At 28.4% G+C, this 18,267-nt stretch carries 16 protein-coding genes and 1 tRNA gene; 5 read left to right on the top strand and 12 right to left on the bottom strand.

Features of this window, described 5'->3' with window-relative positions; genetic code table 11:
* Positions 1-37: 37 nt before the first annotated feature.
* Positions 38-111 (top strand) — tRNA-Arg (locus I1A51_RS06670).
* 92 nt (positions 112-203) lie between these two features.
* Here the strand turns inward: I1A51_RS06670 and I1A51_RS06665 are convergent.
* Genes I1A51_RS06665 through I1A51_RS06610 form a run of 12 tightly spaced genes read right to left on the bottom strand, consistent with a single transcriptional unit; the run spans position 204 to position 13,309 of the window.
* A complete protein-coding gene (locus I1A51_RS06665) occupies positions 204-614 on the bottom strand; it encodes a hypothetical protein (protein ID WP_196892312.1) in 411 nt (136 codons plus the stop codon).
* A 22-nt stretch (positions 615-636) separates the two neighbouring features.
* On the bottom strand, positions 637-1,401 hold the full coding sequence (locus tag I1A51_RS06660) for a DUF5457 domain-containing protein (protein ID WP_196892310.1): 765 nt from the start codon (positions 1,399-1,401) through the stop codon (positions 637-639).
* A 1-nt stretch (position 1,402) separates the two neighbouring features.
* Entirely contained in the window at positions 1,403-3,712 is a 2,310-nt protein-coding gene (gene tssR / locus I1A51_RS06655) for a type VI secretion system protein TssR domain-containing protein (protein WP_196892308.1), read from the bottom strand.
* Positions 3,713-3,736: 24 nt separating this feature from the next.
* Positions 3,737-4,675 carry a PKD domain-containing protein gene (locus I1A51_RS06650; RefSeq protein WP_196892306.1) on the bottom strand — a complete coding sequence of 313 codons (939 nt, stop codon included), beginning with the start codon at positions 4,673-4,675 and terminating at the stop codon, positions 3,737-3,739.
* Between the two features lie 28 nt (positions 4,676-4,703).
* Entirely contained in the window at positions 4,704-5,162 is a 459-nt protein-coding gene (tssO, locus tag I1A51_RS06645; protein WP_262895820.1) for a type VI secretion system transmembrane protein TssO, read from the bottom strand.
* Positions 5,159-5,659, bottom strand: coding sequence for a type VI secretion system TssO (gene tssO / locus I1A51_RS06640; protein WP_196892303.1), 501 nt, complete (start codon positions 5,657-5,659; stop codon positions 5,159-5,161). Before tssO (I1A51_RS06640) ends, tssO (I1A51_RS06645) begins: the two co-directional genes overlap by 4 nt.
* An 11-nt stretch (positions 5,660-5,670) precedes the next feature.
* On the bottom strand, positions 5,671-6,819 hold the full coding sequence (locus tag I1A51_RS06635; RefSeq protein ID WP_196892301.1) for a hypothetical protein: 1,149 nt from the start codon (positions 6,817-6,819) through the stop codon (positions 5,671-5,673).
* Positions 6,820-6,831: 12 nt separating this feature from the next.
* Complete coding sequence (locus I1A51_RS06630) at positions 6,832-7,710, bottom strand: TssN family type VI secretion system protein (RefSeq protein WP_196892299.1); 879 nt, start codon at positions 7,708-7,710, stop codon at positions 6,832-6,834.
* 6 nt (positions 7,711-7,716) lie between these two features.
* Positions 7,717-8,652, bottom strand: a complete 936-nt coding sequence (locus tag I1A51_RS06625; protein ID WP_196892297.1) for a hypothetical protein — start codon at positions 8,650-8,652, stop codon at positions 7,717-7,719.
* A gap of 3 nt (positions 8,653-8,655) precedes the next feature.
* A complete protein-coding gene (locus tag I1A51_RS06620) occupies positions 8,656-11,094 on the bottom strand; it encodes an AAA family ATPase (RefSeq protein ID WP_196892295.1) in 2,439 nt (812 codons plus the stop codon).
* 1 nt (position 11,095) lies between these two features.
* Positions 11,096-12,871, bottom strand: a complete 1,776-nt coding sequence (locus I1A51_RS06615) for a type VI secretion system baseplate subunit TssF (protein WP_196892293.1) — start codon at positions 12,869-12,871, stop codon at positions 11,096-11,098.
* Positions 12,872-12,877: 6 nt separating this feature from the next.
* Complete coding sequence (locus I1A51_RS06610; RefSeq protein WP_196892287.1) at positions 12,878-13,309, bottom strand: GPW/gp25 family protein; 432 nt, start codon at positions 13,307-13,309, stop codon at positions 12,878-12,880.
* Positions 13,310-13,419: 110 nt separating this feature from the next.
* Here I1A51_RS06610 and I1A51_RS06605 point away from each other — a divergent pair, with 110 nt between their 5' ends.
* From I1A51_RS06605 to I1A51_RS06590, 4 genes are all read left to right on the top strand, one after another.
* The gene (locus I1A51_RS06605) at positions 13,420-13,878 is read left to right on the top strand and encodes a type VI secretion system contractile sheath small subunit (protein WP_196892285.1); all 459 of its coding nucleotides are present in this window, start codon (positions 13,420-13,422) and stop codon (positions 13,876-13,878) included.
* 395 nt (positions 13,879-14,273) lie between these two features.
* Positions 14,274-15,635, top strand: coding sequence for a DUF5458 family protein (locus I1A51_RS06600; RefSeq protein ID WP_196892278.1), 1,362 nt, complete (start codon positions 14,274-14,276; stop codon positions 15,633-15,635).
* A gap of 313 nt (positions 15,636-15,948) precedes the next feature.
* Positions 15,949-16,347: a type VI secretion system tube protein TssD gene (gene tssD / locus I1A51_RS06595; RefSeq protein WP_196892276.1), complete on the top strand. Its 399-nt coding sequence runs from the start codon at positions 15,949-15,951 to the stop codon at positions 16,345-16,347.
* 112 nt (positions 16,348-16,459) lie between these two features.
* Positions 16,460-18,265 carry a type VI secretion system Vgr family protein gene (locus I1A51_RS06590; protein WP_196892274.1) on the top strand — a complete coding sequence of 602 codons (1,806 nt, stop codon included), beginning with the start codon at positions 16,460-16,462 and terminating at the stop codon, positions 18,263-18,265.
* Positions 18,266-18,267 lie beyond the last annotated feature (2 nt).

Here is an 18,267-nt window from a genome sequence, read left to right as displayed (position 1 = left end):
GCACCGCTTTTGAGCAAAACAAGTTATATATTCAAATGGTCGCGTAGCTCAGCTGGATAGAGCATCTGCCTTCTAAGCAGACGGTCATAGGTTCGAATCCTATCGCGATCACATACTATTTTAAAAATCCTCTTAGAAATAAGAGGATTTTTTTATTTCAGAAACTAATAAAATCCGTTCATAAGTTGAACGGATCCTATTTTTTAGTTAAAAGAAATTTTTCCATTTGGAAATAAAGATGCAGATGGGCGGTGAGCTCTTAAATCATGAGCAAGACTTCCTTGTGGGTAATCACTTGCATTTGCTCCGAAAATATTAGCTTCTCTTGACATTGCATCACGAACAGAGATAGAACGGCTCTGTGCATAAGTTTCAGTTAAACCTGATAATTCTCTTGGACTTAAAGTCACATTGTGCTCATCACAATAAATATTCACTGATTTTAAATGTTGAATCCATGCTGAAGATTGTGCATCAGAAGGATTTAGCTGATTTAAATGATGTGAAAATTCTTGTCTATTTGGACAAGAAAAATTGTGGTCTCTAGTAGGTAAAATACCATGTTTGATAAATGAACCAGCTATAAAAGCTGTCGTCTTTAGTTTTTCGAACATATTATATATTATTTGAATGATTCTATTTGAAAAAAGCGATTATTAATAGTAGACATATAAATATTTGAAAACCTAAAAAGAACGATTTTTGTTTCTCTTCCTTTTGTTCTAATAGTTCTATTTTTTGTTCTTGAAGTAATAGTAGTTTATTATATTTATTTAAAACACTATCTACTTGTACTTGAAAATTATCTATTTGTGATTGAAATTTTTCATTCGTTTTATTTTGTCTATAAAAAGCTCTTCTGATATCTTTTACGGACTTTACACTGTACACAGTATCTGAAGAAATATATAGAGATGGAATTTTAGTTTTAATTTCATTTTTTAAAATAGTGTCATTTTCTTTTCTTGAATAAAGTCCAGAAAAAGAATTTAAACTATTAAATGAGAAAAATATTCCAACAATATAAATTCCAATGAAAATCCAAAAAAGTATTCGTTTGTTATTTCTTGGTTTTCTTGAATCTTCAATGTAAAAATTTGGACTTTCTACATCCAAATCAACATCGACATTAGAATCTAAATCGATATTATCTTCATAGAATTTTTTTTGTTCCAAAAACTCTACTCTGTCTAAACAATATTTACCAAGATAAACTTCAACTTTCCTATGATGAACAAGCCAATCTAAAACTTCTTTAATTTGACGTTCTGCAATATCAGGATTATCAATTTTCCATAAAATATCATTCACAGACATGTATTCTGCTTTCTTCTTATTTTGATGAAACATGATTCTTAGAACAACTTCATGCAATGGTGCTTTTGTATGTTTTTTCTTCATATTATGGAAGTTTTTCAACTGGTAAATAATAGAAAGATATATCACTTTCAATATTCAAAGAAGCTTTGAATTTATCTCGATTTTTTTCTAAAAACTCTACTTTATTTAGAATATCACCCAGAAATGCACGAAGCTCTTTTTCACTAATTTTCTTCTTTTTCTTAATATCTTTTAAACGAAGCTTAGAAAACCAATCATTTTGTGTTTTCCAACCTGTTTTAAAATATATAAGGTCTGCTATTTTACTTTTTCGGTTAACTACTTTTTTAGACGCTTGATTATTAAAACCTTTCATATTTTGTTTAAGAATTTTAAATAAAATTCGTCTTTCTTTTCTTGTGATTTCTCCATGAAAAATTGGCAGAAAAGATTTATAAGTTTCAATTGCTTGCGTTAATTCATTTTCATCTAATAAATATCCTTTACTTTTTGGTAAAGAATCCAATTTATTTTCCACATGAACTCGATCAAAAATATGATTTCTATTTATCAAATATTCATCGTCTTCTTCCAGCATATTTTTGATACTTTTATTTGGATCACTTCGAACTAAACCAAATTTTATAATATGCTCTTTGATATCTTTTATCAGTGTATTTCGATGTACGATTATTTGATGAATGATTGTATCTGTAACTTTTTCAACCGAGGTTGAACGTAAAGTTTCATTTGGCTTTGGAAATGCAATTCCACCTTGATAATTACTATTGTCTGGTGTATTGTAAATAAATAAATTATCCTTTTTCACCGGAACAGAAATCATCTGATTTTTATCGCTAAAATGAATATCTTCTACACTATATGGTTTGATTCCATTAGAATAATATTTTCCAGTTTTATACATCCATTGTTTTGCATTTAAAACAAAATTTTGATATGAATCGTCTGATCTATTTCGAAGTTGTAAGAAAATTAGTTTTGTATTAGAATCGGCTAATTTTTTAGAAATATAATTAATCTTTTTAGATGTAAATTTATTCTGTGCTCCAGCAACAATCAATATTTTTGGTGTATATGGATTTTTATCAAAATCTTTCGGTAAATAATCCGTCAATTGATAATTATATTGAATCGTATCCATTTTCACATTTTCGTCAAATCGATTGTATAATTTCTGAATCAATTTTGGAAAAACTTTCGTTGGTTTTATCGAAAACGGCATTTGACCTCCATACGAAGATGCGCTAAAAGTAAAATTATAAGGTTGGTATTTTGGATTGTTTCGTAAAGATTCCCAAAGAGTTTGCAGTCCATTTAACATTCGATAACGCGACTTTTTTAAAGATGGACTTTCATCAAAAACTAAATGAATATTAAAATTAAATTGATTTTTTTCTAATTGTTTTACAATTTTTGCAAAGAAATCTTCTCCTTCAATATTTAAAAGTCGCAAATTTGGTAAATCCCAAATCTGAATTGGTAAAACCACATTTGTAGAATCATTGTCCTCATTTTTTGGATTCTCTTTTCCGTTGAAAAGATAAGGCATTGCCAATTCCATCGCTGCAATTTTCCTAGAATTTACTTCTCCTTTATTTATAAAAATAGAATCATTTAAATCTACTTTATAAACAAATTCTTGTCCCATTTTTTGAACTAATTTTGAAGAAACCCAACCGACAATTTGCGATTCATTTTGCGGATAACTAATATTTGCTTGATTTGAAATCAAAACACTTTTTCCGTCCATGCTATATTTATAAACATAAACGAATTGGTTTGAATTCAGTGATTTTCCTCTTTTTTTCCTTAAAGCAGGAGAAGAATATAAGGTTACAGAATCATTTGTGAAATAATTTTCAAGCTTTGTCAAATCCTCTTTATCATGAATTCCTAAAACATATTTTATAGGTTTAAAATTCTTTGAACTTATTTTTGCATTGGAATAATAAAGTAATTTATCTTTATGAACCCAACCAACATAAGCGACACTTTTAGCATCTTTAAAAGTTCTTTTTTTACCATAAAAGATAGAAAACATTCCACTTGGTTTTCCAATCATTTTTGGATCATAAGTGACTAATTCATAATGATCATTTTTATAATTTATAATAAAATAAGCATCTAATAGTTTTTGATCATTTGTTTTCTTTTGTGAATAAGCATCTAAAAAGGCTTTATTTTCATCACGATCAGAATAAACAATCAGAGGTGATTTGTCTTTTTTTATTTTAATTAAAGAATCTAAATTGAAAGATTGCTCTTTTTTAATGGCGACTTTTTCATAATTTCCTACTTGTGCAACAATTTTATGAGGAAAGAAAATGAAACATAAAATCACAAAAAAATAAGTAAAAGTAGATTGTTGCATTTTTATCATTTTTTCCAAATTCCTTTAACGTTTAATAATATTTTGTGTGATTTCAATTCTTTGTACACATTTAAAAGTATCAATAGCAACATCTTTAATAGCAATTCTATCAGAATCTCCGCCTTCTAAATAATGTAAGCCTTGACAATAACTAAAGAAATCGTTGTATTTTGTTTCATTTACAATGACAACAACTTCTTCAGGATTACATAAATATTTGTTTTGAATATATTTTAAATGTCTGTAAAACTTTTTGGTATCAGAAGTTGTAGATTTTGCAATAGCTTGTAGATTTTTTTTGATATCTAAAACAGCTAAAGACAGAGAATCTACAGGTTGTGATTCTTCAATTACTTCAAATTGAGGAAGAACTTCAATTCGATGAGCAACAGGATATTTTGATGTATTTGTTTTTAATTTTACATTGTAGATTCCTGGAGTTTTGTAAACATAAACAACTTGACCTTCATAAGCGTCTACTGTTCCAGTTTCTCCAAATTCCCAAAGCCAAGAAGTAATTCCTTCTCCTTTTGAAGAAAAAACTAATTCTTCGCCAACATAACCATAATCTACACCATAAATTTTAGGAATAGAATCAATTGCTTTATTATTGGAAAGTGAAATAATTTCAATGTATCTAGAAACTTTATATGTTTCGTCAACTTCAAGAGTTACGAGATATTTTCCGCTTAAACCATAAGTATAATCAACACTATTTTTATTGTTTAAAGTATCTCCATTTCCCATATACCAAATGACATCATGAGAATTTGTAAGCGTACTGTCATTTGCAAACATCGTTAAGCGTTCTCCTTTTTCAAAATGATAATTTTTATTAGAATCGATAATAGAAAAATCCAGATGACTAATATTTGATTTAAAAGGCATCCAAATTGCAATAGCGAGTGCTAATAAAATTGTGATTAATAAAAGTAGAAAAGTAATAAGTTTATTTGGTTTCATAATAGGTTTTAAATTCGTATTCGAAACATTAAATGTTTGCCTTACATTCGTTCAAATTATTCAAGATAATTTCTTTATTTTTTTGCAATGAACTATGTTGTTCTCGTGTGTCAAAATACATTTGAAGTAAATTCGAAGATTGAATACTAAAAAGATATTTTGAATTCATTTTATTGTCTTTATAAATAGAACGAATTTGAAATATAGCTCGCTTTATATCATCTTCAGTTTGCACTTGATGAATCTGAAAATCCATATTCTTAATTTGTTCTCTTATATCTTTAATTTTTTGAATATGCATTTGCTGATCTTCCAAAAGCGTTTCATGCTGTTTGATAGATTCTAATAATTCTTGATTGTCTGTGATTGGAACTTTAAAAATAAATTTGGTGATAACGATATAAATCAAACAAACAGATAACGTAAATACCATTATGAATTTAATTTTCTTCCAAAAAATTTCACTGATTTGATTTAAAGTTTTCATTCTTCTTCTTTCATTTTAAGTTTATCCTCACGATATTTTTTTCTACATCTTTCAAGTAATTCTTTGTTATATTCATACTCTTCTGATTGTTCTTCATAAATATCTATGGTATTTTGAATTGCTTTAATTTGAGAAAGCATTTCGCCATATAACTCAAACTCTTTAGAGAGTTTTCCGTCTTTTTCCATATTTTCTTCCAATGTGCTTCGTAATTCATTGATAATTCCCTGAAATTGACGATGCTCGCTAAGTGTTCTATTTTTGTTTTTTAATTGATATAACATTTTTGTGATATGATCAATTTCAAACGTAATTGCTGCTTGTTTTTGAAAAATATGATTATAAGATGTTTGCTTTTCTGTCAAAACTTCCATTCCTTTTTTTGCGATAAAAAATGTAAAAAACATTCCTATTCCAATGATGAAAAGATTGATAGAAAATGCAATAGTGAACTTTCTCTTTGATTGAGAAAGTTCTTTATGATTTAATGGTTTCATGTGAATTAGTTTTAATCAATAATAGACCAAGATCTTTTTTGTTTTTCAACTTTTTTCTCTACTGGAATATCTTCACTAATTACAATGTTTTCTTTTCTTTGACCGATATATTCTAAATCGCTAAACTTTCGCCATAAAACTTCTAATAAACTCGTGAATTTTTCAATCCAGAATAAAATATTTTTCAAATTGTAATGATTGTAAGATAACTCTGAAACAGAAGAAAGTGTACTTTCTAAATCAGAAGGTTTAACATCAATCCATTCATAGATATATTGAAGTAATTGCTCTCTATCATTATCACTCATCAATTCTAGTTCTAATAATAATTCATGACCTAAAATTGCAGATTTTTGAAGCAAGAAAATAGGAGGTTGGTTTTTTCCCATTTCTTGAAAATCAAAAAGATGATGACTGATATAAGAAAGCATCTTATGATTTAATAAAAATGTATTTGTAACTAAAGGATTATTAACTGTTTTATTTTTATTTTTTCTATAAATATCTAAAGCGTAGTTTTTAATTTTCACTAAACGCATTGTCAAAGTTCTCAACAAATCATTTGTAATAGCGAAATGTTGAATTTGAGAAATTGGTGGAATATATGAATGATCAAAACTTAAAACACCATTTCTTTTACTTACTCTTCCAATTACCAAATAATAATTTTTATATCCTTTTGGATTAAAATCTACCGCTGAAACTGCTTCTAAAGTAATTTTTGGAAGTACAAATGGTTGGTGTAATGGAATAACTTCCGGATCTGGTTCACCAACTGGAATTTGTGTAAAAGGATGAATTGTTAGTAGAATATGATACGAAGTTTCAGATTCTGAAACGTCATTTTTTAAAGTAATAGAAGGTAAATCATCTCCATAAAGTTCTCTACTAAACAGAATTTGATAACCACCTTGCGTTACAGCATGACAAGATTCTAATTGAATTGTCAAACGCTCTGTAGAATCACTTGTTGTTTTTAAAACAAGTGGACTATTATAACCATTTAAAGGAGCTAATAAACCAAAATTATAGTCGTTTAATGAAATTTGGTTTTGCTCTTTTATTGTTTCGATTAAATGAAAATAACTGTTTTTAAAATGGTCTTTATTAATTTTAACACCATCCGTCCAGTTAATTGCTAAATGTTTTATATTATTCATGTAAGTTTTTTTTTAATAAGAGGAATTATCTGTTAATACTCTACGAATGTAAATGGTAGATTTATTCGAGATTTCATTCTCTTTTACATCTCCATCAAAATCGAGCATTTTTGTAAATAATGGAATTGGAAGCCATTTTGTTGTATAAAAAATCCAACCATAAGTTTGGGATTCATTTTTAAGCTCAATTGGCTCTCCAGGAAATCGTATATTTTGATCTTCAACAAATCTGTTAAACCAAACTCCTAATCCTACTTTTTCTGGTAGTTTTACAGAAAAGGAAGCGTATTCATTATCTTTTTCACTTCTCTTAATTTTTACATTTACCTGCATTAATTTAAAAGTATCCACATGATTCCAAAATTCTTCGTCATTTGTTTTTAAATCTACAATCCATTGTTTGTAAAAAGGTGTAGGAATGTCAATATATCTTTGTCTTGAAACGCTAAAAATAGGAGGGACTAAAAACCAAAATAAAGTGAAAACTCCCCAAATAGAATAGCTTAATTGACTTAAATAAGAGAATGATAAATAGTAAAGCCAACCACCGATTAAAATAGAAACAGATAAAGAACTAAAAATAAAAGTCTTGTTGTTTTCAAAACCGATTGATTGAAATAATTGTGTTTTGGAATATAGATTAAAACAATAACCCAATAACAAATAAGTCAGAACTGTAACTAATAATCCTCCCCAAACAAATTCGTATTTTAATAATCCATATAAACTAGGAAGCGTTAAAATAATAGCGAGAACTAAAATAAATACTATTAGTCTTTTCTTCTTTAGTAAAGCTCGTCCTTTCGCAATATTTCCAAGAATGATAATTGCTAAAGCACTGATGATTGGTACTAAAAGGAATTGTAAAAAAAATTTAATAAGTATTGCCATGTGTTCTTAATTATGAGAATGCTTTGTTGATTGTTCTAAAATTGAATCGTATCCAAGAAATTGTTCTCCTAATTCAAAACCATCTGTATGATTTGAAGAAACTTGTACTTGAATATCTCTGTTTGAAAAAATAAAGAAACCAAGAATTTGTTTTATCAATTTCTTAGATTCTGTGATTTTTTTATAACTATAATTTTGGGGAATTTTAATAGTAACTAAAATGTCATCTTGATCACTTTTTACAGGACCAGTTAAACCTAAACTTACACCTAAAATTCCCTCACTAATCGCTTCGAAAGGAATATTATGCATCCAGTGTGGCGTATAAGATATTTCTACTTCAAGAGCTAAAATACTTTCGATTAATTTTGCCAATTCTGGAAGATTTTCTTTTAATTCTTCTGCTTTACATAGATTTTGAAATAGCTTAAACATTGCATTTTCATGTAAAGAAAGATCTAATTCAATCATTTCTTTAGCAAATGAATAAAGATTGTTTTTTGCATATTTATCCGTATAAATATGTAAATAGCGATTTACTAAATTTAATTTTTCACGAAATATTTCTGTATCAAAAGGAATAAAGAAATTCATGTTTTCTTTTTCCTTTTTTCGATTTTCTTTAATTGTATTTACAATTTCCCGATGACTCATACTTGGACTTCCAATGTTCATCGGGTGAAATAAAATTTCTGGAAGTTGATGGTAAATTCCATCTCGACTTAAATGTAAAATAAGTCCTTCCTTAACAAAATCGTTATCATTATAAGTAAATACGGAAATATCATCAATATCTCTTGAAGAGGCTCTAGAAGTAATTCCTTGATTTTTAATCCAGAATTCTTTATCGCCATTTTCTTTGATTAAATCTTTAAATGCTTCAAAGAATATTTCAGCTTGATAATAAAATATCTCACTTTGTTTTACTTTGCTAAAATCCATTTGTTATGAAACCTTTTCCCAATGTAGAGCGTTATCTTTAATATCAATTTGAATAGTATCACCAGAAATAACTGCTTCTGAAACAATCATTTTTGAAATATTTTTCTTTATATAAGTTCGAATTACACCAGCAATTGGTCTAGCTCCATATTTTTTAGAAAATCCTTTATCAGCTAAATAATCTAAAGCAGTTTCTGTAAGCGTTAATTCAATGTTTTTCTGCTCTTGTAATTGCTTTTTTAACTTATTAAATTGTAATAGGAAAATATCTTTTGCAACAGATTTATTAATAGATGCAAATGGAACAACTTCTGTTAAACGTCCTAAAAATTCTGGTCTAAAATATTTAGCCATAATATCTACTAATTCAGAAGAAGTAGGTGTTTTTCCTTGTTCAAATTGCTCTGAAATCCATTCACTTCCAATATTTGAAGTAAAAATGATAATCGCATTAGAAAAATCTCCAGTTCTTCCAAGTTTGTCATGAATTTGTCCTTCATCCATCATTTGTAAAAAGACATCATAAACCGAATGATGCGCTTTTTCAATTTCATCAAAAAGAACAACAGAATATGGTTTTTGTCTAATTTTATTTACCAACATTCCACCTTCTTCATAACCGACATAACCTGGAGGCGCTCCATATAATAAAGCTGCTGAATGTTCTTCTTTAAATTCTGACATATCAAAACGAATCATTGCACTTTCATCATCAAAAAGTAAAGAAGCTAAGGATTTTGTAAGTTCTGTTTTCCCTGTTCCTGTAGGACCTAGGAAGAAAAAAGAACCAATTGGTTGTTTTGGATTACTCAAACCAGAACGAGATTCGATAATCGCATCCGCAAGCGTTTCAATTGCGATATTTTGTCCTTTTACGCGTTTCTTTAAATGACTATCGATTTGTAATAATTTATCCTTTTCATCTGCTTGAATTTTCCCTAAAGGAATTCCTGTCATTTCAGCTGTAATTGCAGAAATATGTTCATCTGTAACTTCTGAAATTGGATAATTAGAAATTTCTATTAGTTCATCTGTATATTTAATTAAAAGCTCTTTAAAATCTGCTGTTTCTAAAGAAGATTCAAAAGCATAATTTTCTTTTAATTTGGAAAGAATCAAAGGACTCATTCCATTTTGAATCAAAGAAAGAATTAACTGAAGTTCTTCTTTACTATTTTCTTCTTCTAAAGAGATTTCCTGAATTTTACTTTGGTAAAGTTGAACCGTTTTTAAAGAATTATGATTACTTAAATCTACAGATGCCAATGTTCTATCTAATAAATCAATTGCACTTGCAGGAAGTTTATCTTCTTTAAAATATCGTTGAGAATGGTGAATAGATTCCTTAATTGCATCCGCCGTAACTTGTAAATCAAAATGTTTTGAAAGATGTTGGACATATGTTCCGATACATAAAGGAATTATATCTTCTGCCAATTCTTCCAATTGTATTACTTCTAATTTTCGTTTTATCGGATGCTTTTCAATAGATTTTCTATAATTATCTGAAGTAATTGTTGCTAAGAAATAACAAGAATTGTCATCCAGATAAGAAGAAATTAAATTGATAATTGTATTATTATTTCCCGTATTTGCTTCAATTAAAACATGTAAATCGTCCATGCAAAAAATGCTTGGTTGTGAATTCTGAGAAATTTTATCAATTGTTGTGCTTAATTTTTTAGAAACTTCATTTACAGAATTAGAAGCAGCTAATAATTTAGAAGTTTCCAAACTGATACATTCCATTGGAACTTCCGTTTCTACCAATGTTTTTGCTAATAAAGTTAAAATACTTGATTTCCCAACTCCAGGATCTCCAACAATTAAAACTCCTCGACTTTCTTTTCGTTGAATTACTTCTAAAATTGTTCGAATTTCAGCATCTCTACCAAGAATTAAAGCACCTTTATCACAAGATTCTTTCGTTTTTAATTTTTTACAAAAAGGCAATTCAATAAAAGCTTCTTCCGAATCTTCTAAAAAAGAATCAGCTACTTTTACATTGTCTGAATCATATAATTTATAGAAATCATTTTCTGAAATTCCTAAAGAATACAATTGCTTGTTTGTATATACAACACCTTGCCTGATAACTGCTGTAAATACACATAAAGGATCGATTGCATCTGTTCCTAGTTTGATCATAGAACGTTCAGATTCATCAATCACTTTTTCAACCAAATCGTCAGGATAAACTTCGCTTTGTTGTTCTGCATTTGATTGATACATTTCACAATGCATTTCAAACCATTCTTTGATGTATTCTACATCTTTTTGAATACTTTTTAAAATACTGCTAACTCCTGATTTTTCTTCAAGAATTGCTAATGCTAAATGTGGAACACCAAAAGTAGGTTTTCCTGATTTTTTTGCTTTTTGTTTTGCTTGTTCTAATATGAATAATAAGCTGCTGCTTAATATTTTTTCTTTCAAATTCATCTTATATAATCTTAAGTTGATATGGAATCTGATGTACGGAACGATGCGCCAATTCCAAAGTTAAATAATGTGATAAGCGGTTTTTATTTTCTTCTTCTAACATAATGTCATTGTTGAGTTTTAATGTAACATCAACAGTTCTGACAATTCCTTTTTTTGGATCTTTTGAAATCATAGTTCCAGATTTAATTTCTAAATCAGAAAGCTTTTTACCTAAAATATTTTTTAAGAATCCTTTGATATCTTCATTAGAAACAATACGATCTTTCGAAATAAGTCCATATCGTAAACTATTGATTTTATCATTGCTTCTGTTTTTAAGTAATCCACCAACTGTACTAGTTTTTAATCGGATACTCTGAACTTGTAAACCGCTTGATTGATATTGATTTAATATTGTGTTTTTCTTAATATTATTTGCCCATTCTCCATTTGATTCCCAATAATGACATTCAAAAAATGCTGTGTTTTTGTGTGGAATTGTTTGAAGAAAAAGCTGTTCACTATCTGCATCGATGGATTTATATTCGTATTGAATTTTCTGATCGAGAACATCAATTTTTTGAATCAATTCATCTAGATAAGTGTTTAATAAATCGTAACCCATTGCAGAAAAAGCACTTCCTTCTTCGCGAACTTTTTGGATTACATTTTGTAGAATTATTTTTGCATTTCTTTTGTCAAAACGTTGAATATCACCATAAAAAACAGTGTAAGTTCCTTCCAGATTTGACAATCCATCTCTCATTGTATTATCATACGTTCTTCCATGATCATCATTTAAAGAATCAACATTCAAGAAATGTTCTTGGTATTTTGCAAGAAGGGAGATAATTTTCCCGTTTTTCTTTACTTCATGTTGTTTATACCCATGTTTTCTGTTTACAACAGGAAAAGTATTTAAACTAATATCTATATTGTTTAAATAAGAAGTTTCAAAAGCAATTGGAAATTGAAATTCTAACCAAATCAGAGGTTCAGCGAAATCTTCAATTTCTTCTACATCAAAATATTTACTCCATTTTTCTTCAATAGATTCTGTTTTAAATGCATGCTTTTTTGTGTCGATTGTATAAAGATAATCTTGATAATGTCGATTTATATTATCAAAATAATGTTCATTTGACGATTTTTTAGAAGTTTTTCTCTTTTGGAAAGGAAGTTTATTTCCATCAGCATCAAATACATTAATCAATGAAAATAATGAAGTTAATTCGTTTTCTTGAGGTAAAATACAAACAGGAATTTCTACTTCTTTTTCTAGAATTTCTGGATGTAATTTAATCCCAATCCAAACACTATTTTCTTTAACTGTAGGCTTTTGAATAGGATTTAATTCTACTTCAACAAAATGATTTTCATCGTAGGCAATACATTTTTGCTTAGTAATTTTGGCAACAACAGAAGCTTGAATCGCTTTAAAATCAAAAATTGGAGTAAAATACATCGTTTGTACATGATCTCCTTGAATCATTTTTTGAATGTAGAAATGCGATTTTATATTAAGTTGATTCGTAACTTCAATTGGTTGAACTTGAAGTAAAGCGTGACTTGGGCTTGGTAAAACCCATTCGTCTTTTACTAGAATTTTGGCTAAACGTTCCAATAAAATACCATCCGAAACTTCAATTTCTTGATGTATTTTAGAAAGCTCGTAAGAAAAAACATCTAAAATAAGCTCTATTATTGGGTCCATTGATTGATGTTCTTCAATCCCCCAAAATAATTTTGAGCGCTTTTGAACACGCTCTTTGATTTTATTAAAATCTGTAATCATAATTAATTATTGAGATAGAGGACTTACAAATAGAGAAGTATGAAACTTAAAAGGTTCACCACTTTGTATAATTGTAGCATAGACATAAATATTTGCCTTTTTTTTGACTTGATTATATGCGCTATATCTACTTTCTCTGAATTCTACTTCACTAAGTTTAACTTCAACATCTATATTTTTTATACGAGTTTCATATTTTGTTAATGAACGAATAATCGATTTTTTTATACTCTCTTCCCATTTGTAAGACTTTAATTGTTGGTTAAACTCCAACTCCCAAATCTCCGTACCAAAATCCTTTCTACAAACCACTTCTCCGTATTGCGATAACACTTGTATCATTATATGTTGCGCTATCGATTCTTCAAAAGAGCATTTTGCTTGTTTTTTTCCCTTAATAACATCAGAAAATTGTAAGGGAAGCTTCAAATATTCCATAGTCTCTCTCTTTTAGCTCTAACAAATATCGAAAAAAAATTAATTTTTTAACATTATTTTGTTAATATTTTTTATTTTAGCTTATAATTAATTTAAAAAAATGCATTTTTATGTCTATGTATAATTATGGAATAGGGGGTAACGAAGTTAAGACCGACGCAAGTGAATCTATTTCTGAAATCGCATCAAACAGAACTTTACTAGTACAAAAATTAACAACTGAAGCACCTATAAAACCAGAATCAATTTATGGGTTATCATCTGTTGAAGATGTATTTGATAAGTTCAAGCCTTCTGTGAAATTAGAATTTCAAGATCAAGAAGGAACAGAAGTAAAAGAGCAAATGAATTTTTCAAATTTAGGTGACTTTAATGCAAAAGCAATTCAAGAGAATAGTGACTTTTTAAGTAAACTTAGTATCGAGCAAGAGCAACATAACAAGATTGCGCGTCAATTATCTTCTAATAGAGCTTTAAGAAAAGCGCTAGAAAACCCTGAAGCAAGAGCTGCTATGGTTCAAATGCTTTCTGACGCCTTGGCGGAAATCGACCAAGCACAAAAAGGATAATTAGTCCTTTAACAAGCTATGTAAATTTTTCAGATTTGCTTTAATGGCATTTCTATTATTTCAAAATGAAATCACTTTTCTTTTTCTTTTTTCTGTTGCGTGATTTCTGAATATTTGATTCTACTTTTTTGAATGAAATTAAAATCTTTTAGAAATACAGCGAAGGTTTTAAGATTTTAATTAACTGATTTTTAATTAGTTAAATATTGAAAATATATACTTAAGAGTTATTTCTTTAATTGGGAATTTGATTAACTCATTAAGCATAAAAACTTATAAGAATAATATAAGCTGTCTATTTTATTAATCTGTAAAATTACATATAAGTAACACAGATTTATTTAGTGTTCTGTGTATAATTATTTAAGAATTTTTAAAAAATTGTAATTAAAATTATGTCTGTAGCAACGCAAGAACAAAAAAATGTTACAACTCAGGGAACACCTGAAATGAATAAAGCTGAAGCAGTTAATGTTTTAGCAGAATTTGGAGGATTCTCTTTTTTAGAGAATATTGTAGATGAATTTTCAAATTTAAATCCAGACCGTAAAGCTCGTAGAAATATATTTTTAAACGATGCACAATGGGAAAATAAACGTAAAAGTTTATCAAACCGTTTAAATGTTTGGATTGATTTATTGAACAGTGGAAAAGAAGCAGATGCAATGCGTGAGATTGCTTTAGAGCAAGCTGATATTGCAGAAAAAACACTTCACCAAAACTTAAAATCTGCTTTAAAATCAACAAGTGAATTAGAAAGATCTTATCGTTCTGTTGCTTTATTTTATAAAAATACAGAATCTGATAAAGTTAAGAATATCACGATTGTAAATGCGGATATTGAACAACTAAAAGACTTAGATAATCCTTTATTTATTAATCATATTTCTAGCGAGATAAAACAAAATTTCGATAGATTAGATTTAAGAAATAACTATTCTATTATCAATATTCCTGGTTATTTAGGTTCAAATGCTGTTTTAGAAAAATGGTCTAAAATTGCACACGATAACAAAGCAACTTTAATTACAGATTTCCAAGATTTAGAATCAGTGGATGATGTAGTTGATATTTTCTACAATGCAAACCATACTGGAGGAGATATCTTTAAGTCAAATACAATGATGACTTGTAACTGGTTATTAGGTCGTAAAAAAGACGAAGTAATTGGTGAAGAAGAAAATCTTTACGTTCCTGGGTCTTCTGCATTAGCAGGGAAAATTTACGGAACTTTAATGTCTCAAGTAGTAGCAGGAAAGAAATTTGGAGGAATTAATGAAGTGGAAAGTGTTCGCTTTGATTTAAAGAAAAGCGAAATTTCAGAGTTAGAAAAAATGGGATTAATTCCAATGGTAAACGAATATAGTAAAGTGATGGCATTCTCTGCTAAAACTTTATTTAACGGAGACAACTTAGGATTACAAACATATTCTGTAGTTAGAGTATTTGACCATATTACAAAAGTTTTATTTGATTTCTTAAATCGTAAAGCATTTGAAAACTGGACGACTCGTACGGAAGCAGATTTACGTAGCCAAATCGTAAAATTCTTAGATGGAATTCAAGGACCATCTGGATTAATTGAAAAATTTAGAATTTTAAAAATTGAACAAGATCCAAATCAAAAAGATCGTGTTCTTTTAGATATTCATATTACACCTTATTTCCCAGCGAAAAGTTTCGTGATTCAATTAGACGGATACAAAGGGGAAGGACCAGAAGCTACGGAATGGCACAGCGAATATAAACAACAATAAATTTATATAAAGTTTAGTTTACTTAAGTGTTAAAAATATATGTTTTACATATATTTTTAACACTTTTTCTTTTTATAATTAAAATAAATCTTTATATTAGACTTGTTTTTATGACAATTTATAATCTTTCTCTTTCTTAAAAAATAAAAGGTCATAGGTTTTGTAAAGGATTTTACAGTAATAAAATACTACCTAAATAGCGTCCGCTTTATTCTTTTAACTAGACGATTTAATTCTCAAAAAAACGTTGCTTCAATACTAGTCAAGAAGCGAGTAAAATCAATTATTATTCACTTTAAAAATTTAAAAAATTATGGGTTCATTTAGAGCATCATTGGAACTAGGAGGTAAAAATTTTGACGTTTTATACTCAAACTACGAATTCAGTAGAGATACTGATAAAAAAGGAAAACCAGCATCTGGAGTTTATGGAGGACGTATTACTGTAGAAATCGAATCAACAGAAGACACTTCAGTTTTAGAAGCGATGTTAAACAGTCAATTTAAAATGACAGAAGGAAAAGTTATTTATAAAAAGACAGATGAAGATTCTAAAATGAAAGAAATTATCTTCAAAAATGCTTACATCGTATATTACAGAGAAACTTTAGATGTAAAAGGAGAGACACCAATGAAAATTAGAATTACTTTCTCAGCAGAAGAAATGACTGTTGGAAATGCTGCGATTGAAAATCGTTGGCCAACGGCTTAATTTTTATAAAATAAAATAGGAGTAAGTTATCGTTTACTCCTATTTTTTTGCTTGTTTTTTAGGAAATAAGCTTTCTTATCTTTTTATTAACTATCTCAAAAAACTGCTTTCTTTGAAACCAATAATTAACCTTAGTATTGATGGGAATAAAATTTCCCACTTTGAAGATATTATTTTAGAACAATCTTTAAATGAACATCACTTTTTTCGAATTATTTTAGATCATGATGCAATAGAAACACAAGGATCACACACTTTGGATAAGTCCAAACGTTGGTTAGGTTCTTCTGTTGTTCTTGGTTTTGGAGAAAAAGAGTTTATTGGAAAAGTAACAGAAGTTCGTCTTACACATGAATATGGTCATCATGGTCATATTGTGGTTAGTGGATTTTCAGATACTATATTGTTAGAAAATAGCTCTCATAATCAATCTTGGTTAGATACTCCATTGAAAAAAATTGTGGAAGATATTTCAGATTCTGTTGGATTAAAAGTAAAAGTAGATACAGAATATAATGCTTCTATTGAATATCAATCTCAATATAAAGAATCACATTTTGATTTTTTAAGAAGAATGTCTGGAACATATCATGAAGGTTTTTATTACGATGGTGTAAAATTGGTTTTTGGAAAACCTCAAAAAACATCTACAATTTCATTAGAATATGGAAAAGATGCTTCTAATATTGAAATTTCTATCGAAGCAAAACATAATAATTTCCAAGAATATGGTTATAATTCTTTAGCAGATCAAGAAAGTATTTCGCCTTCCTTAAATACTTCAGAAGGTTTAAATGAATTAGGATATAATGCTTTTACATCTTCGGATAAATTATTTTCTTTTCGTTCTCATACTATGACGATTCCACCACTTCCAGACAAAAGTCAAATGGATGAATTATTGGTTGGGAAACAAAATACAATTTCATCAAATTTACATAGATTACACGCTACAAGTCACAAACAAGGAATCGGTTTAGGTTCTGTGGTTAAAGTTAGTTCTGCTTTATTAAAAGAAAATAATTTTGAAGAAAAAACACACGGTGAATATTTTATTACAAGAATTAAACATAGAGCAACAGGTTCAGGAAAATATGAAAATAATTTTGAAGCTGTTCCTTCAACAATTAAAAAATTACCAGTTTTAGATTATGAATTTTCACAAGCAGAAACACAAATAGCAACCGTTTTAAGTAATGATGATCCAAAAGGAAAAGGAAGAATTCAAGTGAAATTCCAATGGCAGACTGGAGAAATGAAAACTAGTTGGATTCGTGTGATGAGCCTGGATTCTGGCGTGAGTAATTATGTAGAACAAAATAGAGGACATGTTTTTATTCCAGAAGTTGGAGATCAAGTGATGATTGGATTTGAATATAATGATCCTTCTCGACCGTTTGTAATGGGAAGTATGTTTACAGGAGTTTCTGGAGCAGGAGGAGGAATTAAAAATAATATTAAAACAATAATTACAAAAAGCGGTCATACCATTCAATTTGATGATACTTCAAATGCAGAAAATATAACGATTACGGATAGAAAAAATAATAGAGTTTTTATAGATACAGCAAATGATTCTATATTGATTTCTGCAAATGAAAATATTGAATTAAAAGCAAAAAATATTTCTCTAACAGCAGAAGAATCAATTACAAATAACGCAAGAAATATAAATTCTAATGCTTCAGAAAATATAAGTACAGGAGCAGGAGAAAATATAAGTACATATGCAGGAGATACATATAATGTTTCTGCAACGGATATTAAACAAAGAGCGACAAATGTGTTTGATCGTGTAGCGAAAAATGTAAGTGAAACTGCTGAAAAAGTTGCTGTAGATAGTACAAAAGAAAACATGGAATTAACAAGTAAAAAGCAAATCGTTTCTCAAAGTGGAGAAAAAATTAAATTATTTTAAAA

The organism is Aureivirga marina, assembly GCF_015767265.1.
Classification (GTDB): Bacteria; Bacteroidota; Bacteroidia; order Flavobacteriales; family Flavobacteriaceae; genus Aureivirga; species Aureivirga marina.
Note: the sequence above shows the minus strand (reverse complement) of the source record. Positions and strands in the feature narration are given on the sequence as shown.